The 15,816-nt window shown below is 37.0% G+C and carries 14 protein-coding genes; 7 read left to right on the top strand and 7 right to left on the bottom strand.

Going from position 1 to position 15,816, the window contains the following annotated elements:
• Positions 1–67: 67 nt before the first annotated feature.
• Positions 68–1,471 carry an OmpP1/FadL family transporter gene (locus EG342_RS13470; RefSeq protein ID WP_103294124.1) on the bottom strand — a complete coding sequence of 468 codons (1,404 nt, stop codon included), beginning with the start codon at positions 1,469–1,471 and terminating at the stop codon, positions 68–70.
• A 28-nt stretch (positions 1,472–1,499) separates the two neighbouring features.
• Positions 1,500–2,615, bottom strand: coding sequence for a prolyl-tRNA synthetase (locus tag EG342_RS25695; protein WP_103294123.1), 1,116 nt, complete (start codon positions 2,613–2,615; stop codon positions 1,500–1,502).
• Between the two features lie 144 nt (positions 2,616–2,759).
• Between EG342_RS25695 and proS the strand changes: the two genes are divergently transcribed.
• The 6 genes from proS (at position 2,760) to EG342_RS13435 (ending at position 10,087) form a co-directional block, all read left to right on the top strand.
• The gene (gene proS, locus EG342_RS13460) at positions 2,760–4,235 is read left to right on the top strand and encodes a proline--tRNA ligase (RefSeq protein WP_103294122.1); all 1,476 of its coding nucleotides are present in this window, start codon (positions 2,760–2,762) and stop codon (positions 4,233–4,235) included.
• Positions 4,236–4,351: 116 nt separating this feature from the next.
• A complete protein-coding gene (locus EG342_RS13455; protein ID WP_103294121.1) occupies positions 4,352–5,683 on the top strand; it encodes an OmpA family protein in 1,332 nt (443 codons plus the stop codon).
• 113 nt (positions 5,684–5,796) lie between these two features.
• The gene (locus EG342_RS13450; protein ID WP_103294120.1) at positions 5,797–7,134 is read left to right on the top strand and encodes an Nramp family divalent metal transporter; all 1,338 of its coding nucleotides are present in this window, start codon (positions 5,797–5,799) and stop codon (positions 7,132–7,134) included.
• Between the two features lie 118 nt (positions 7,135–7,252).
• Positions 7,253–7,789 (top strand): nucleotide exchange factor GrpE, encoded by a 537-nt coding sequence (locus EG342_RS13445; protein ID WP_103294119.1) that lies wholly within the window; start codon positions 7,253–7,255, stop codon positions 7,787–7,789.
• A 100-nt stretch (positions 7,790–7,889) separates the two neighbouring features.
• Positions 7,890–9,005 (top strand): molecular chaperone DnaJ, encoded by a 1,116-nt coding sequence (dnaJ, locus tag EG342_RS13440; RefSeq protein WP_103294118.1) that lies wholly within the window; start codon positions 7,890–7,892, stop codon positions 9,003–9,005.
• A 71-nt stretch (positions 9,006–9,076) separates the two neighbouring features.
• The gene (locus EG342_RS13435) at positions 9,077–10,087 is read left to right on the top strand and encodes a hypothetical protein (RefSeq protein WP_103294117.1); all 1,011 of its coding nucleotides are present in this window, start codon (positions 9,077–9,079) and stop codon (positions 10,085–10,087) included.
• A 54-nt stretch (positions 10,088–10,141) separates the two neighbouring features.
• On the opposite strand, the gene EG342_RS13430 is transcribed toward EG342_RS13435, so the two are convergent.
• On the bottom strand, positions 10,142–11,026 hold the full coding sequence (locus EG342_RS13430; protein ID WP_103294116.1) for a DUF808 family protein: 885 nt from the start codon (positions 11,024–11,026) through the stop codon (positions 10,142–10,144).
• 132 nt (positions 11,027–11,158) lie between these two features.
• Here EG342_RS13430 and EG342_RS13425 point away from each other — a divergent pair, with 132 nt between their 5' ends.
• On the top strand, positions 11,159–12,028 hold the full coding sequence (locus EG342_RS13425; protein ID WP_103294115.1) for an alpha/beta hydrolase: 870 nt from the start codon (positions 11,159–11,161) through the stop codon (positions 12,026–12,028).
• Positions 12,029–12,070: 42 nt separating this feature from the next.
• Here the strand turns inward: EG342_RS13425 and EG342_RS13420 are convergent, their stop codons facing one another.
• The 4 genes from EG342_RS13420 to EG342_RS13405 all read right to left on the bottom strand — a co-directional run bounded on the left by EG342_RS13420 (position 12,071) and on the right by EG342_RS13405 (position 15,685).
• Positions 12,071–12,766 carry a DedA family protein gene (locus tag EG342_RS13420; RefSeq protein WP_103294114.1) on the bottom strand — a complete coding sequence of 232 codons (696 nt, stop codon included), beginning with the start codon at positions 12,764–12,766 and terminating at the stop codon, positions 12,071–12,073.
• Positions 12,767–12,853: 87 nt separating this feature from the next.
• On the bottom strand, positions 12,854–13,966 hold the full coding sequence (prfB, locus tag EG342_RS13415) for a peptide chain release factor 2 (RefSeq protein ID WP_103294113.1): 1,113 nt from the start codon (positions 13,964–13,966) through the stop codon (positions 12,854–12,856).
• 105 nt (positions 13,967–14,071) lie between these two features.
• A complete protein-coding gene (locus tag EG342_RS13410; RefSeq protein ID WP_103294112.1) occupies positions 14,072–14,560 on the bottom strand; it encodes a hypothetical protein in 489 nt (162 codons plus the stop codon).
• An 18-nt stretch (positions 14,561–14,578) separates the two neighbouring features.
• Positions 14,579–15,685, bottom strand: coding sequence for an NAD(P)/FAD-dependent oxidoreductase (locus EG342_RS13405; protein ID WP_103294111.1), 1,107 nt, complete (start codon positions 15,683–15,685; stop codon positions 14,579–14,581).
• Positions 15,686–15,816: the final 131 nt, after the last annotated feature.

Below are 15,816 nucleotides of genomic sequence, written 5' to 3'. Positions count from 1 at the left end.
TTTAGATTTGAAAATAAAAAAGCTCCGAAAAATTTCGGAGCTTTTAATTGATATATTGACAATAAAATTAGAACTTCCATCCTACGGTAAGGAAGAAATTATTTCTATTGTTTTTCACATTACTTACTGCATAATCAGGGTTTTGGTAGATTGATTTTGATCCCACTGAATAATACGCTGCATCAAAATCATCACCAGTCACTCCTCTCATAAAAGGATTACTATATTTAGAACTTATATTCTGATAAGAAGCGTCAATATAGAATGATTTGAAATCATAACCTACACCAAATGAAATCAGGTTTCTGTCACTTAGCATAAGATTGCTGTACGATTGGTCTCCTATATTACCTGCAGTATCAAATCTACTGATCGTAAGTGCGTCAAGTGGATTAGATAAATATGAGTATCCACCTCTTAATCTCAACTGCTGAATTCTGTACTCCGCTCCTACTCTTACTTCAGACATGTTCTTATAATTATCCTTAAAGAAATTATTTATTTCTCTCTCAGGATTCCCATAAACTTTATAATCAGGTTTTGTAAGACCTAATGTATAATCTACGTTTAATGAGAAATTCTTACTGGCAACAAAGGCAGCACTTACTGTCGCTTTTAAAGGCGAAGTGAACTTTCTGTTCTCAGTTCCTGTCCCGTTTCCGTAAGTAGGGTGATTATAAAATTGAAAATCACGATCTATATTCCAGAATGTAGGTGTTTCAATAGATGCTCCCAATCTGAAATTAGGGCTTAATTTACCAATAACCCCCAATGATGCTGAAAAACCGGAAGATCTCTCATAATATGGAGAATCCTGTTTATCAAAAGTATCGATATAATTATTATTAAGCATTCTGAAAGCCAATCTGTCAGCTTGATCAATTGAAGCATTGAAAAAGTTCAAACCTGCTCCAATATATAAGTTATGATTATAATTAGCTCCCACACCAAAACTCATCTTTGAAAGATTTCCATACCTGGAATAAGCATGTCCTGCTAATGAAGCTTGTCCGTCCGGTAAAGTCGCAGAAATGTTAGCATTCCCGGGAGATTCTATAACATTATCAAGAGATTGGTTTGAAAAATTAATCCCGATATTAATAAACTTCCATCCGGTTTCAGTCATTAACGGAAAAGCGATGATTCCACCTGCATTCCCCAGATCTCCTTTTGTTTTACTGTAATCTACCGTAGAGCCCCCTAAAGAGCTGCTGTTTTTATTACCTGATATTGACAAAGTTCCGGAAACCTCTCCCGAGATAGCAACCCCTAAACCAGCAGGGTTGGTAAGCAGAGAGTTGGCATCACCACCTAACGCTCCGTTTGCACCAGCCATCCCATTAAACTTTGCCGATCCCACCATAGGAGAACCAGAGTATACTTCTACAGAATTTCTCAATACAGAAATATCCTGAGCCTGCGCAAAAAATGCAGCAGAAATACTCATGAATACTAAAGATTTTTTTAACATTATTTTTTAATAGTTTATTAGATTGATATTATCTGAAACCGCCGCTACCGCCGGATCTGAAACCGCCTCCGCCACCGGAACCGCCTCTAAAGCCACCGCCTCCACCGCCGGAATTGAAACCTCCTCCGGATCTGAAGCCACCGGAATCCATAGATCTGAAACCTCCGTTGTTTCTTGGTTGCTGATAATTATAGTCTGGTCTCGATTGAGGAACTGAATTACGGAATCCTCCGGAATTACCTTGTCTGAAACCACCAGAGTTCCCATCTCTGAAACCTCCTGAATTTCCTCCTTGTCTGAAACCACCGGAATTTCCAGAATTACCCTGTCTGAAACCTCCAGAGTTCCCTTGTCTGAATCCGCCTGAATTACCGTCTCTGAAACCGCCACCGTTATTATTTCCGTTTCTAAATCCGGAACCTGTATTAGCCGTGTTCGTTCTGTATACCGCACTACCTATACCAGGATTGCCAACAAAACCACCGGTTGATCCGCTTCTTCTATGGTATACAGGTCTGTTGTAGTAGCCACCACCCCAGTAACCTCCATAACCCCAGTACGGATTACCATATCCTCCCCAGAATGGATCATAATATCCACCCCAGTAAGGAGAATATCCCCAGTATGGACTTCCCCATCCGAAAGAGCCTCCCCAGCCCCATCCGAATGATCCGCCCCAACCCCAGGACATATTCATACCCCAGCCCCAGCCACGGTTCATACCCCAATATGGACTATAACCTCCGTACCAGCCCCAAGGTGATCCCCAGGAATTGTCATAATAATTGGTTTGGGAACCAGCATATAAGCCCCAGTCCGAATCTGTTGCATTGCTGCTCCAGCCCGGATCCGTACCTCCCCATTCATTATATTTATTTTGTTGTTCTCTTGAATTTGTCTGTGCGTTTTGGATTATGTTAGAATCCTGATAGTAGTCGTAATATTCGCCTACTCTGTTTCCGCCACCATTAATGATCACTCCTTCTGGCAGCGTATCCTTGTTGGGGTCATAATACACCCCATCTGTCTCGCTATACCCTCCCATCTGAGCACCACAAGACATAAGCAATAATCCGCCTGATATTGCTAAAACACCTTTGGATCTTAGCAAGCCAAGCAAATTTTTATGTATATTTCTTTTCATGATAACGTAAAAATTTTTAATTTAAATTATATTTGCAATGTGTACCAAAAATGTACCAAAATACCGGTTAAAAAATCTATCAAAAATAGATTTTTATTTTTAGATAACAATATTGTGTAAAAGTTAAAAAAATTTTAAAGAATAATGGCAAAATTAACCTCAAGAAGCGAAGATTACAGCAAATGGTATAATGAGCTGGTGGTAAAAGCTGATTTAGCTGAAAACTCAGGAGTGCGTGGATGTATGGTAATCAAACCGTATGGCTATGCAATCTGGGAGAAAATGCGTGATGAAATGGATAGAAAGTTTAAAGAAACAGGTCACGTTAACGCATACTTCCCGCTTTTTGTGCCCAAGAGCTTATTTGAGGCTGAGGAAAAGAACGCAGAAGGTTTTGCAAAAGAATGTGCTGTTGTTACCCACTACAGATTAAAAACTGATCCGGACAATCCTTCAAAACTAATTGTAGATCCGGATGCTAAACTGGAAGAAGAGCTTATCGTTCGTCCTACTTCAGAAGCAATTATCTGGAATACTTACAAAAACTGGATTCAATCGTATAGAGATTTACCAATATTAATCAACCAATGGGCGAATGTTGTACGTTGGGAAATGAGAACCCGTCTTTTCTTAAGAACTGCAGAGTTTTTATGGCAGGAAGGTCACACTGCTCACGCTACAAAAGATGAAGCTATTGAAGAAGCAGAGAAAATGAATAAGGTATATGCAGATTTTGCTGAAAACTTTATGGCAATGCCTGTTGTTCAGGGATTGAAAACTCCTTCTGAAAGATTTGCAGGAGCTGATGAAACGTATTGTATCGAAGCATTAATGCAGGATGGAAAAGCACTTCAGGCAGGTACATCCCACTTCCTGGGTCAGAATTTTGCAAAAGCATTTGATGTGAAATTTACCAACAAAGAAGGAAAAATTGAACATGCATGGGCTACATCATGGGGAACTTCAACCCGTTTGATGGGTGCTTTGATCATGACACACTCTGATGATTTCGGATTGGTATTGCCTCCAACGCTGGCTCCGATTCAGGTGGTCATTGTTCCGATCTTTAAAGGGGAAGAGCAATTGGAACAAATCAGCGAAGTTGCATTGGAAATCCAGGCTAAATTGAAAGCAAAAGGAATTTCTGTGAAATTTGACAATGACACTCAGAATAAGCCGGGCTGGAAATTTGCAGAATATGAATTGAAAGGAGTTCCTGTAAGAATCGCGATGGGACCAAGAGATCTGGAAAACAAATCTGTAGAAATCGCAAGAAGAGATAATCTGACGAAAGAAGTTCGTTCTATCGACGGTTTGGATTCTTACATCGAAGATTTATTGAAGACTATTCAGCAGGATATTTACAACAAAGCTTTTGAATTCAGAAAAAACAATATCACGAAAGTAGATAATTACGAAGAATTTAAGAAAGTATTGGAAGAAAAAGGTGGATTTATCTATGCACACTGGGATGGTACGGCTGAAGAAGAAGAGCAGATTAAAGACGAAACGAAGGCAACTATCAGATGTATTCCTCTGGATGATGACATCGAAGAAGGTATTTCATTGATTTCTGGGAAACCTTCTAAGAGACGTGTATTATTCGCAAAAGCGTACTGATAATTTTAACGATTTTAAAAAATCTCGTTAATTTTTAAAGAAATATTCAAAAAAAAGTGACATTTGGACAGATTTTTGTTTAAATTTATCTCAACATTAATCTAAAAAAATTTATTATGTCTTTAAATGTCATTGATTTAATTAAAGGACAATTAGGTCCCGCTTTGGTTTCACAGGCTGCATCACAGTTTGGAGAAAGCGAATCAGGAATTTCTAAAGCAATTGGTGGCTTATTACCTGCTGTGGTAGGTGGATTAGCCAATAACGCAGACAATCCTGGTGTTGTGGATGCTATTACAAAAGCCTCTTCAAGCGGAATTTTAGGAAATTTATTAGGTGGATCATCTAGTAATCCTATTATTACGAACTTGTTATCTTCACTTTTTGGAGATAAGGTAGGCGGATTAGTAAATTCCATAGCCAGTTTTTCAGGAATCAGCAATAATTCTGCAGGTTCTTTGTTAAACCTGGTTACCGGGGCTACAGTAGGCACTGTCGGAAAATACGCAGCAGACAATAATTTGGGTGCTTCGGGTATTTCCGGCTTACTGAATGACCAGAAAGGCATTATCTCTTCTTTATTGCCAGCAGGTCTTTCTCTAGCTTCTTTTGGATTAGGAGCAGAGAATTGGTTTGGACAGGCTAAGGAAACTGTTTCTTCCGTAACGTCTACCGCTAAGGACAATATCGCAGAAGGTGTTGCTACAGCAAGAGAAAATGTTTCAGAAGGAGCAAGAGAGGTAAGAGAACAATTTAATAACAATAATAACAATCAAGGCGGGGGATCAATCTGGAAATGGTTACTTCCGCTTTTATTGTTAATAGCAGCCGGATATTTCTTATGGAAACAGTGTGAGAAAAAGCAGACTACCACTACAACAACGACAGCTGATTCTACAGGAACAGCCGGATCGTCTGTAGATTCTGCAACTACTCCACCAGCATCTGCTCCTACTGCAACACCAGTAGCTAAAACTGATGAAAACATTGATCTTAACGGAGTAATGTTAAAAGGTTACAAAGGTGGTATGGAAGATCAGATGATTTCCTTCCTGAAATCCGGAGGTTATAAAAACGCCGCTGACGATGCTGCATTGAAAGATAAGTGGTACGATTTCGACCATGTAAATTTCAAAATGGGAAGTTCTACAGAATTAGAAGCAGGTTCACAAGGACAAATGGAAAACCTGGTAGCTATTCTTAAGGCATTCCCGGATGCTAAAATCAAAATCGGTGGTTATACTGATAAAGTAGGAAACGAAGCTTCTAACGTAAAACTATCACAGTCAAGAGCTGATTTCATCAAAGCTGCTTTAGCTAAAGCGGGAGTTGGTGCTCAGGTACTTGGTGCTGAAGGGTACGGAAGTAAATTTGCTACTGTTGATGCAAAAGCTTCAGACGCAGAAAGAGCTGCTGACAGAAAAATGTCTGTAAGATTCTCTAAATAATCTTTAGACTCAATACAAATAGAATCCCGGAACGTAAATTCCGGGATTTTTTCTTGCTCTGATTTTTGTGTTTACATTTATTTAATTAAATTTGTTAGTCATTTCTAACATTTATGAATTTCAATTTAAAAAGCGCCTGGCGAAAAGATAAAACAGACCATTCATTATCAGAAGTTTATTCCTCTATAAAAGTCCCTAGAAAGGCTTCATTTTGGAGGAAATATCTGGCTTATACAGGCCCCGGATTAATGATTGCCGTAGGATATATGGATCCTGGAAACTGGGCTACCGATATTGCCGGGGGAGCACAATTTGGCTATACATTGCTTTCTGTAATTCTTATTTCAAATATTTTTGCAATGATTTTGCAGCATTTATCGGTAAAACTGGGAGTCGTTACAGAAAGGGATTTAGCACAAGCCTGTAGAGACCACTTTAGTCCTACAACCAATTTTATTCTTTGGATATTATGTGAAATAGCCATTGCCGCCTGTGATCTAGCAGAGGTGATAGGTTCTGCTATTGCTCTTAATCTACTATTTCATATTCCGCTTACGTGGGGAATTGTCATTACTACTGTGGATGTTTTGGTTATTCTTTTACTTCAGGCCAAAGGATTTCGATGGATTGAAAGTATTGTAGGAGGGCTTATCTTTATTATTCTTGCCTGTTTTGCCTACGAAATTGTTATCTCAAAACCTGCTTTCAATGAAATTCTGGGAGGATTGGTTCCCCAAAAGGAAATTATTACGAATCCTGCTATGCTTTACATTGCGATAGGAATTCTTGGAGCAACCGTTATGCCTCACAATCTGTATCTTCACAGCAGCATTATCCAAACCCGGGATTACACCCGCGACAGAGAAGGAAAAAAAGAAGCTATTAAATTTGCTACTTTAGACAGTACAGTGTCCCTGATGCTGGCTTTTTTCATCAATGGAGCAATATTAATTCTATCTGCAGCTACCTTCCATACCACAGGAAATCAGCATGTGGCAGATATTCATGATGCCTACAAAATGCTAACACCGATTTTAGGTGCTTCTATGGCAAGTATTGCCTTTGCTATTGCGCTTTTGGCTTCAGGACAGAATTCAACACTAACGGGAACACTAGCCGGACAAATTGTAATGGAAGGCTTTTTAAATATCAGATTAAAACCCTGGTTACGAAGATTGATTACAAGACTTATTGCTGTTGTTCCTGCATTAATTGTTACCATTCTTTATGGTGAAAAAGGAACTACGGAATTACTTGTTTTAAGCCAGGTTATCCTTTCTATGCAACTCAGTTTTGCAGTCGTTCCATTGGTTATGTTTACCAATGACAAAGCTAAGATGGGAGAATTTGTCAATAAACCTTTTCTGAAAGTCTGTATATGGATTATTTCAGCGATTATTATTGTATTAAACTTATACTTGCTTTACCAGACGTTTACGGGAGAACAGTAAAAGTATCAATTTCCAACTTTCAATTCTCAATTTTCAATTTCATTATTCTGCCTTAATGTCTTGATTTTTCTATTTGGCAGACTCTTTGTCAAACAATTCTGTAAATAAATATTGAATTATGGAAAACCAGGATATTAACGAAGAAAGCATCAATAATCAGGAAGAAAACAATGTTCAGAATGAATCAACATCTCAGGACAATGTGACAGCTACTCCTTCTGCAGAGGAACTTTTGGCAGAGGAAAAAGACCGTTACATCAGACTGTATGCTGAATTCGAAAACTATAAAAAGAGAACTTCTAAGGAAAAAATGGAATTCTTCCAATATGCCAATCAGGATATGATGGTTTCTATGTTGGGTGTTTTAGATGACTTTGAAAGAGCATTAAAAGAAATCGCTAAAAACGGAAATCCGGCTGATCTGCAAGGGGTAGAATTAATCTATCAGAAATTCAAAAATAAACTTACTGAAAAAGGATTAAAAGTAATGGAAGTAAGAGCTGGAGACAGTTTTAACGTAGATTTCCATGAGGCTATTACTCAAATACCTGCTCCGTCGGAAGATTTAAAAGGGAAAATCGTAGATGTTATTGAAACAGGATATACTTTAGGTGATAAAGTAATTCGTTTTGCAAAAGTAGTAACAGGAAACTAAAATTCATAAATGATAAATGATGAGTGATAATTGATAATGTTCACTTATTAAACTTTAAAATATCTTTTATCATTTATCAACAATCAATTATTAAATTGTCATGTCAAAAAGAGATTATTACGAGGTTCTTGAGATCAGCAAATCTGCATCTGCCGACGAAATAAAGAAAGCATACCGTAAAATGGCCATTAAGTATCACCCTGACAAAAATCCGGGAGATAAAGAGGCTGAGGAAAAATTTAAAGAAGCTGCTGAAGCCTATGAGGTATTAAGCGACGATCAGAAACGTGCGAGATTCGACCAGTTCGGGCATGCCGGAATGGGAGGAAACGGAGGTTTCGGAGGCGGAGGCTTCGGAGGCGGAATGAACATGGAAGACATTTTCAGCCAGTTTGGAGATATTTTCGGTGGTGGTTTCGGAGGCTTTGGTGGTGGCGGTGGCCGCCAGCAGGTGAAGGGTTCTAATTTAAGAATCAGAATCAAGCTGAACCTCGAGGAAATGGTAAACGGAACTCATAAAACCATTAAAGTTAAAAAAATGAAGATGGCAGAAGGTGCCACTTCAAAGACTTGTCCTACGTGTAACGGATCAGGTGTTCAGCTTAAGGTAATGAACACTATGTTTGGTCAAATGCAGACTCAGACAACTTGTTCTACTTGTCAGGGAATCGGAAAAGTTGCAGATAAAATTCCGGCCGGTGCCAATGCACAGGGTCTGATAAAAGATGAAGAGGAAATCACAATTAATATTCCTGCGGGAGCAAGAGACGGAATTCAGCTTAATGTAAGAGGAAAAGGTAATGATGCTCCTTTTGGGGGAATCCCTGGAGACTTATTAGTAATTATCGAAGAGGAAGTTGATCAGACAATCAAAAGAGAAGGTGACAATCTTCACCAGGAATTGTATGTATCGTTTGCTGAAGCAGCGTTAGGAACTAAAAAAGAAATTCCTACTGTAGGTGGAAAAGTGAAGATTACCGTTGACCCGGGAACACAGTCCGGAAAAATTTTAAGATTAGCCGGAAAAGGACTTCCAAGTATTGATAGCTATGGAAAAGGTGATATGTTTATTCACATCAATGTTTGGACACCGCAAAAGTTAAACAAAGAACAAAAAGATTTCTTTGAAAAACAGATGTCCAGCGGAGAAATGGTTGCAGAACCTTCCGGAAAGGAAAAAACTTTTTTTGATAAAGTAAAAGATTTATTCAATTAATACAAGAGACCTTAGGGTCTCTTTTTTTATGACCAATTTTGTATATTAGTTTTCTATAAAAAGTGTTGAAAATGAGAAAAATATACTTTCTAATCATATTCTTTATTTTCCAATTAAAAACATTTGGCCAGCAAGCCGCAGAGGAAGAGTTTAATCGGGTAATAAGTCACTGGTTTTCCGCCTGGACATTGGTTTATAAGGACATTTATAAAATTAATACCATTCAACCCGTACAATTTGTGTTCTTTGATGATAAATACGTGTACTCTACCTCTTCTATTTCTGTAAGAAATGGTGAATCTATAAAAGGGCCAAATCTTTTAAATTTAAAATTACAATGGAAGAAGGCAATCCATAATGATACTCTTACTTTGCCTGATAAAACAAAAGTACCTGTTGGAATACTATCTTTCGCTTCTGAAATACCAGCGAGTAATCATCAATCTTTTTTTGTAATGCCTTTACCTAGTTTTTGGGAAAAAGGAGGGATCCAAAGCAAAGAACTTGGACTGGATAATTTAGTTACCGGTGTTTTTATCCATGAATTCTCTCATTCACAACAGATGGAAAGTTTTGGAACAAAAATTTCACAGTATGAAAAGAAAAATAATTTCGGACTCGATTTCAGCGACGACATTGTTCAAAATATCTTCAGTAAAAACAAGGAATATATTGATCTTTATAATTCTGAAGTCAATAATTTTTACAATAGTATTTCTGATGAAGAACTTAATACAAAGGAGGTATTAAAAGGATTTAATTTAATGGATCGAAGGCAAAAGAATTATTTTAAAAATCAATATCAAAGTCTATCCGAAATTGACGATCTATTTCTTACAATGGAAGGTCTTGGACAATATTCCATGTATTTATGGCTCATTGATCCCAAAGGAGGTAAAATTGATAAAAATATTGCTATCACAGGAGTCAGGCGAAATAAAAAGTGGTGGTCTCAGGACGAAGGACTTGCTCTTTTTTTAATTTTAGAACGATTAATGAAACCTGAAATCTGGGCAAAAAAAATGTTCGGAACAAAAACAGCAACAGCCACTGAATTGATACGCTCAAATTTACAGCATTAAAACAACGAATCCTGCTTTACATGAAGCAGGATTCTCTATTTATATACCTTCAGTTTATTTCTTTGTTGCCAGCGAATATATTGCTTTTCCTACGGTAAATACAGCCACTGCGGCTAATCCGCCAATAATTCCAAGCATAACCTTTTTCAAAACATCCGGCCAAGTTGGAAGTAATCCATGAAAAAATTCTATTCTATGCAGAAAAATTTCACCAGCAACCATTATTAAGGCAATTGTCCCTACAACTCCTAATATTTTAATAACAATAGGTAAAGCCTTCACTAATACATGCCCAAGCTTTCCAAAAAAACCTTTATCATTACTTTTCTTTATTAATTTAAACCCTGCATCATCCATTCTTACGATCAAAGCTACAATTCCATAAACCCCAACGGTCGCAATAAATGCAACCAGGCTCGTTACTAAAATCTGTGTAATGAAAGGATGGCTTTCTTCCAATACGGTTCCTAAAGCAATAATAACGATCTCGATTGATAAAATAAAATCCGTTGTAATTGCCGATTTTACTTTTTGTTTTTCTATTTCTTCAGAACTTTTTTCTTCTTCTACAGTTTCCTCTATAACTTCATGCCCTTTTTTGTCACGATGAAAAAGAAATTCTATTATTTTTTCAACTCCTTCAAAGGCCAGATAGAATCCTCCAAGGATCAATACATAATTAATAGCCGGAGCATACAACCAATTGAGTAAAAAAACGATAGGAAGAATGATCAGTTTATTGATAAATGATCCTTTGGTTATCGCCCACAAAACCGGAAGCTCCCGGGAAGAAAGAAAGCCAGTGGCTTTTTCTGCATTCACAGCCAGGTCATCGCCCAAAATACCTGCTGTTTTCTGTGTAGCAATCTTACTTGTTACTGCTACATCATCCATCAATGCTGCAATATCATCTAAAATTGCAAAAAAGCCTGACGCCATATTTTAATATTTTTTTAAGATCTGTTAAGTTCAGCAAAAATAAATATTTAATTCTACTTTTTAACAGTTTGCAAAATAATAATTTTACAGATACTGAAATCAAAAATATGTTATTTTCACTACATTTGACTTATGAAAAGGCTGGTTATTAAGTATCATTTTTTCGTTGTGGGATGCATCAGTTTTCTACTTCAATCCTGCAATACAAAATTCAAAGTCTGGGTAGGCCCCGGTGGCCAGCAAAAAATCTATAATTTAAAATATGGAGAACACAAAAGACAGAAGATGGATATTTTTCTGCCTAAAGATTATCCACAAGATTCTCCTGTTCTTCTTATTGTACATGGAGGTGCCTGGACGCTCGGAAAAAAAGAGCATATGATACAGGTTCAGAAAATGCTTTTTAAGAATAATATTCCGAGCATCAATATGAACTACCGACTGGTTTCTAAAAAAAAGAAAATAACATATAAACAGCAGCTTGAAGATATCGGTTTAGCTATTGAAAGATTCAATTCTTTGACTGATAAAGCAGAACTCCTTCCTAATAACTATATTATTCTAGGAGAAAGTGCCGGCGGGCAACTCGCCCTTTTATACGGATACCAACACCCTGATCAGATTAAGAAAATCATTTCCCTTAGTGGGCCAACGGATTTCTACAGTTCTGAGTATTTAAATTCATTTTATTCTAAATATACTTCACCCACAATTCAAAAAGTGGTAGGAACTCCGTTTGACAGGAAGAATCTTTCTGAGGCATTTAAGGAAGCCAGCCCTATTGCTAATATTACGAATGTTCCCACGCTTCTTTTCCAGGGAAATCAGGACTTTTTGGTTAACCAACATCAGGGTCTTGCCATGGACTCGGCTTTATCCCGATTGAATATTCCGCACAAACTTGTTTTCATGGAAAGAACAGGCCATGTACCGCGGCTTTTCAACAAAAGAAAAAGAGACAGTATTATTTACCCCAATATTTTAGAATGGATAAAAAAATAACCCGCTAAAAGCAGGTTACCTATACTATTTTTTATTTATTTCTTATTCAGAGTCGTTGTTCTCGTATTTAGATAAATCATCTTTTTTTCCGAAAACAAACTTAATAATAACCGGAAGTGTTGTTACCAATACAATTACAATAATAATGTATTCCAGTTTTTCTTTTAGGTTGATTCCAAACTGCTCCATGAATAGTTTATCCAGGTAATGTCCGGCAAAGATCAAAAGAAATGACCATAATACAGCTCCGATTACATTATCTCTTAAAAATTCTTTCTTATCCATTTTAACAATTCCTGCCACAATCGGCGTAAATGTTCTTACGACAGGTAAAAATCTGGCCATAATAATGGCTAATGCGCCGTGTTTTTCAAAGAAATCATGAGCCTGATAAAGATATTTTTTCTTAAAAAGCATTGAATCCGGTCTTTTGTACAGAGCAGGTCCTGCTTTTCTACCAAAATAATACCCAACTTCATTTCCAATGATAGCAGCAAGGGCAACTCCGGATGCTAGGATTGTGGTATCCAGAAAATCGCTCCCTGTGGAGCTGAATGTCTCTTTGATGATTTCAACAGCATAAATTCCTGAAACGAATAATAATGAGTCTCCAGGGAGAAAAAATCCTACAAACAAACCCGTTTCAGCAAAAACAATAAATAAAATCAGCCAAAACCCTCCCATTTTAATATAAAATTCAGGGTTTAATAAATCCTTCCAGCTATTGAAATCTTCCATATATATCGATGTACAACAAAAATAAGTCTAAAATACCTGATACAAAAATTAATTATAAGATTTTAACTAAAATTCGCACATGATATTCTATAGGTCGAGATCATCGTCGGAAACCGCCGTCCCATCAGCCATCAGGAACGCTTTTAAGAATGGAGTAATATTACCATTCATTACAGCATCCACATCTGATGTTTCATGGCCTGAGCGTACATCTTTTACCAGTTTGTAAGGATGCATCACGTAATTTCTGATCTGGCTTCCCCATTCGATCTTCATTTTATTGGCTTCAATCTCATTTCTGGCTCTCATACGTTCTTCCAGTTCCATTTCATACAATCTTGAACGAAGGAGCTGCATTGCTTTTTCCTTGTTCTGAAGCTGAGAGCGGGACTCTGAGTTTTCAATAATAATTCCGGTTGGTGCGTGTCGAAGACGTACCGCTGTTTCTACCTTATTTACGTTCTGCCCTCCTGCTCCTGAAGATCTCATAGTTTCAAAACTGATATCGGCAGGATTAATGTTGATTTCAATGGTATCATCAACCAAAGGATAGACATATACGGATACAAAACTTGTATGACGTTTTGCATTGCTGTCAAATGGTGAAATTCTTACCAGTCTGTGTACTCCGTTTTCTCCTTTCAGATATCCGAATGCATATTCACCGTCGATTTCCAAAGTAACGGTTTTCACACCAGCGACCTCCCCTTCCTGGAAATTGAGTTCACGGATTTTATAACCTTGCTTTTCCGACCACATGGTGTACATTCTCATCAACATGGATGCCCAGTCACAACTTTCTGTTCCTCCTGCTCCGGCTGTAATCTGAAGTACGGCAGAAAGCTCGTCTCCTTCATTGGAAAGCATATTTTTGAACTCTAAGTCTTCAATTTTTTCAACTAATTTCGGGAAGGTTTCATCCAGTTCTTTTTCAGAATCGGGATCTTCCTTTGCAAAATCGGCTAAAACCTGAAGATCTTCAAATTGCGTATTGATTTCTTCATAGTCTTCTACCCATTTTTTCTTGGAACGAAGCTGCTTCAAAAACGTTTCTGCAATTTTTGGGCTATCCCAAAATTCAGGTGCTGCCGTTTTTTCATCATCATTGGCAATTTCTATCTTCTTTTTTTCAATCTGAAGGTATCTGTGTAATTCACTAATTCTGGATTGAACTTCTTTTATCTGGTCGTTGTTGATCACGAATATTTCTTTTATGCAAAAATAAGGATTTCTTTTAGAGTTAGGGATTTTGAATTTTAAGTAGATACTTTTTTAAACCCGACCTATAAATCTATACGAGAATGGTTAATATTTATTCACTATTTTTTTAGCTTCAAAATTCTTTTCGAGGTATTCCATTGATTTTTTACTTTCACTTTTAAAACCATACATTGTTATGGCATAAACAAATAATATCATGAATGTAGGGAGAAAAAAATCCAAAGACTTCAAATCTTCAATGGTTAAAGTAGTTATTAAGGAATATATAATAAATCCACACCAGAAAATTAAGAAAGCAAACACAATCCAATGTAATTTCATAGTAATATTTATTTGTGTTTCACCATTGCTTTTTTGAATGTTCCCGTTTATTTGGGGAATAAAAGAATTTCTTCCTTTGATAATTCTATTGATTTCAAAATGTTTATCACCCACAGAGCCTTCGTATTCTTTGGTGTGTATGTTTCCAAAACCGTATTTTTTGGGTTCAACAAAACCGGAAAGCCTTGCCATTACTTCCTGTTCGGACAAATCTGTTCGATAAGTAATGCGTTCAAAAGGTAAGTATTTCATTGGTACAAAAGTTTTAATCTAAATCATCTCAGCCACCATTTCCCCGATCTTTGGCGCCAATGCTACTCCCATTCCGGAAAGTCTAACGGCACAGAATTGTCTTTGTGAAAGTTGTTTTACAATAGGTGTTTTTTCTGATCCCATAGCCATTATTCCTGACCAGCGCAGTGCAATTTTAAACTCCTGATCCGGTAGAATGACATCTTTTAAAAAACTTTCTAAATGATTTTGCAAAAATTCTGTGGTTTCAAGTACTGCGGTTTCTTCGGTTTTAAAATCCTTATTTCTTCCTCCGCCTAACAAAACCCGGTTTCCTAAATTCCGGAAATAGTAGAACCCTTCATCATAATGAAACGTTCCTTTTAATTTTAAACCTTCAATGGGTTCGGTTAAAAGAACTTGTCCACGGGCAGGAATTATATCTTCTTTTTCTAAAAATGTTGTGCTAAAGGCATTTGTACAATAAATAATCTGTTCTCCCTTTATAGATAAGTTTTCCGACAGATAAATATTCACCTCATCGGATATTTCGTGAATATTCTTTACTTCTGATCCAAACAAAAATTCTACTTTCAACTCCTGACATTTTTCCAGAAGTTTTTGCAGCAATTTTCCGGAATGAAGACTTCCCTCACAGGAATTTTCGATTAAATATCTGGATTTACCCAAACCGAATTCTTCTATTTTTTCTTGTTTAAGAGCATAAGTATGTTCTAATCCGGTTATAGATTTCAGCTTTTCATTAACAAAATTAATGTGTTGTATGGGCTCGGCATCATTAACAATTTCATAGCCTCCGCTGAGTTCAAAATCAATTTCATCACTTTTAAAATAGCGTCTGATCTTTTGAAGTCCTTCAAACCTCATCCTGACCAAATCCAGTGTTTTATCCCATCCCATTTTCTGAGAATCAGCAATTACCTCCGTCAGGCTTCCGAAACAGGCGAAACCTGCATTTCTGGTGGAAGCCCCCAAGGGAATAGGAGTTCTGTCGATAACCAATACAGATTTCTCAGGGTATTTTTCTTTCACAGATAGTGCAGTCCACAGACCTGAAAATCCTGATCCGATAATTATTATATTTCTTTTTCTGTAAAAGGTTTCAAGCTCCCAGATGCTGTTCATTGGTAATAAGTAATGGGTAATGAGTAATTAATAATGGTGCCATTTTTAGAAAGTGAGTTTATAATAAAGAGACCATGAAATTAGAAAGCGGAGACCTTCAGATTCCAGATTCTGTGCGGAACCCGGATCTG

Source organism: Chryseobacterium lactis (assembly GCF_003815875.1).
Lineage (GTDB): Bacteria > Bacteroidota > Bacteroidia > Flavobacteriales > Weeksellaceae > Chryseobacterium > Chryseobacterium lactis.
The sequence above is the reverse complement of the archived record's forward strand: the minus strand, read 5'-3'. Positions and strand labels throughout refer to the sequence as shown.

Coding starts and splice junctions, on each gene's coding strand:
- EG342_RS13470 (WP_103294124.1), bottom strand. CDS start 1,471: ATGTTAAAAAAATCTTTAGTATTCATGAGTATTTCTGCTGCATTTTTT.
- EG342_RS25695 (WP_103294123.1), bottom strand. CDS start 2,615: ATGAAAAGAAATATACATAAAAATTTGCTTGGCTTGCTAAGATCCAAA.
- proS (WP_103294122.1), top strand. CDS start 2,760: ATGGCAAAATTAACCTCAAGAAGCGAAGATTACAGCAAATGGTATAAT.
- EG342_RS13455 (WP_103294121.1), top strand. CDS start 4,352: ATGTCTTTAAATGTCATTGATTTAATTAAAGGACAATTAGGTCCCGCT.
- EG342_RS13450 (WP_103294120.1), top strand. CDS start 5,797: ATGAATTTCAATTTAAAAAGCGCCTGGCGAAAAGATAAAACAGACCAT.
- EG342_RS13445 (WP_103294119.1), top strand. CDS start 7,253: ATGGAAAACCAGGATATTAACGAAGAAAGCATCAATAATCAGGAAGAA.
- dnaJ (WP_103294118.1), top strand. CDS start 7,890: ATGTCAAAAAGAGATTATTACGAGGTTCTTGAGATCAGCAAATCTGCA.
- EG342_RS13435 (WP_103294117.1), top strand. CDS start 9,077: ATGAGAAAAATATACTTTCTAATCATATTCTTTATTTTCCAATTAAAA.
- EG342_RS13430 (WP_103294116.1), bottom strand. CDS start 11,026: ATGGCGTCAGGCTTTTTTGCAATTTTAGATGATATTGCAGCATTGATG.
- EG342_RS13425 (WP_103294115.1), top strand. CDS start 11,159: ATGAAAAGGCTGGTTATTAAGTATCATTTTTTCGTTGTGGGATGCATC.
- EG342_RS13420 (WP_103294114.1), bottom strand. CDS start 12,766: ATGGAAGATTTCAATAGCTGGAAGGATTTATTAAACCCTGAATTTTAT.
- EG342_RS13410 (WP_103294112.1), bottom strand. CDS start 14,560: ATGAAATACTTACCTTTTGAACGCATTACTTATCGAACAGATTTGTCC.
- EG342_RS13405 (WP_103294111.1), bottom strand. CDS start 15,685: ATGAACAGCATCTGGGAGCTTGAAACCTTTTACAGAAAAAGAAATATA.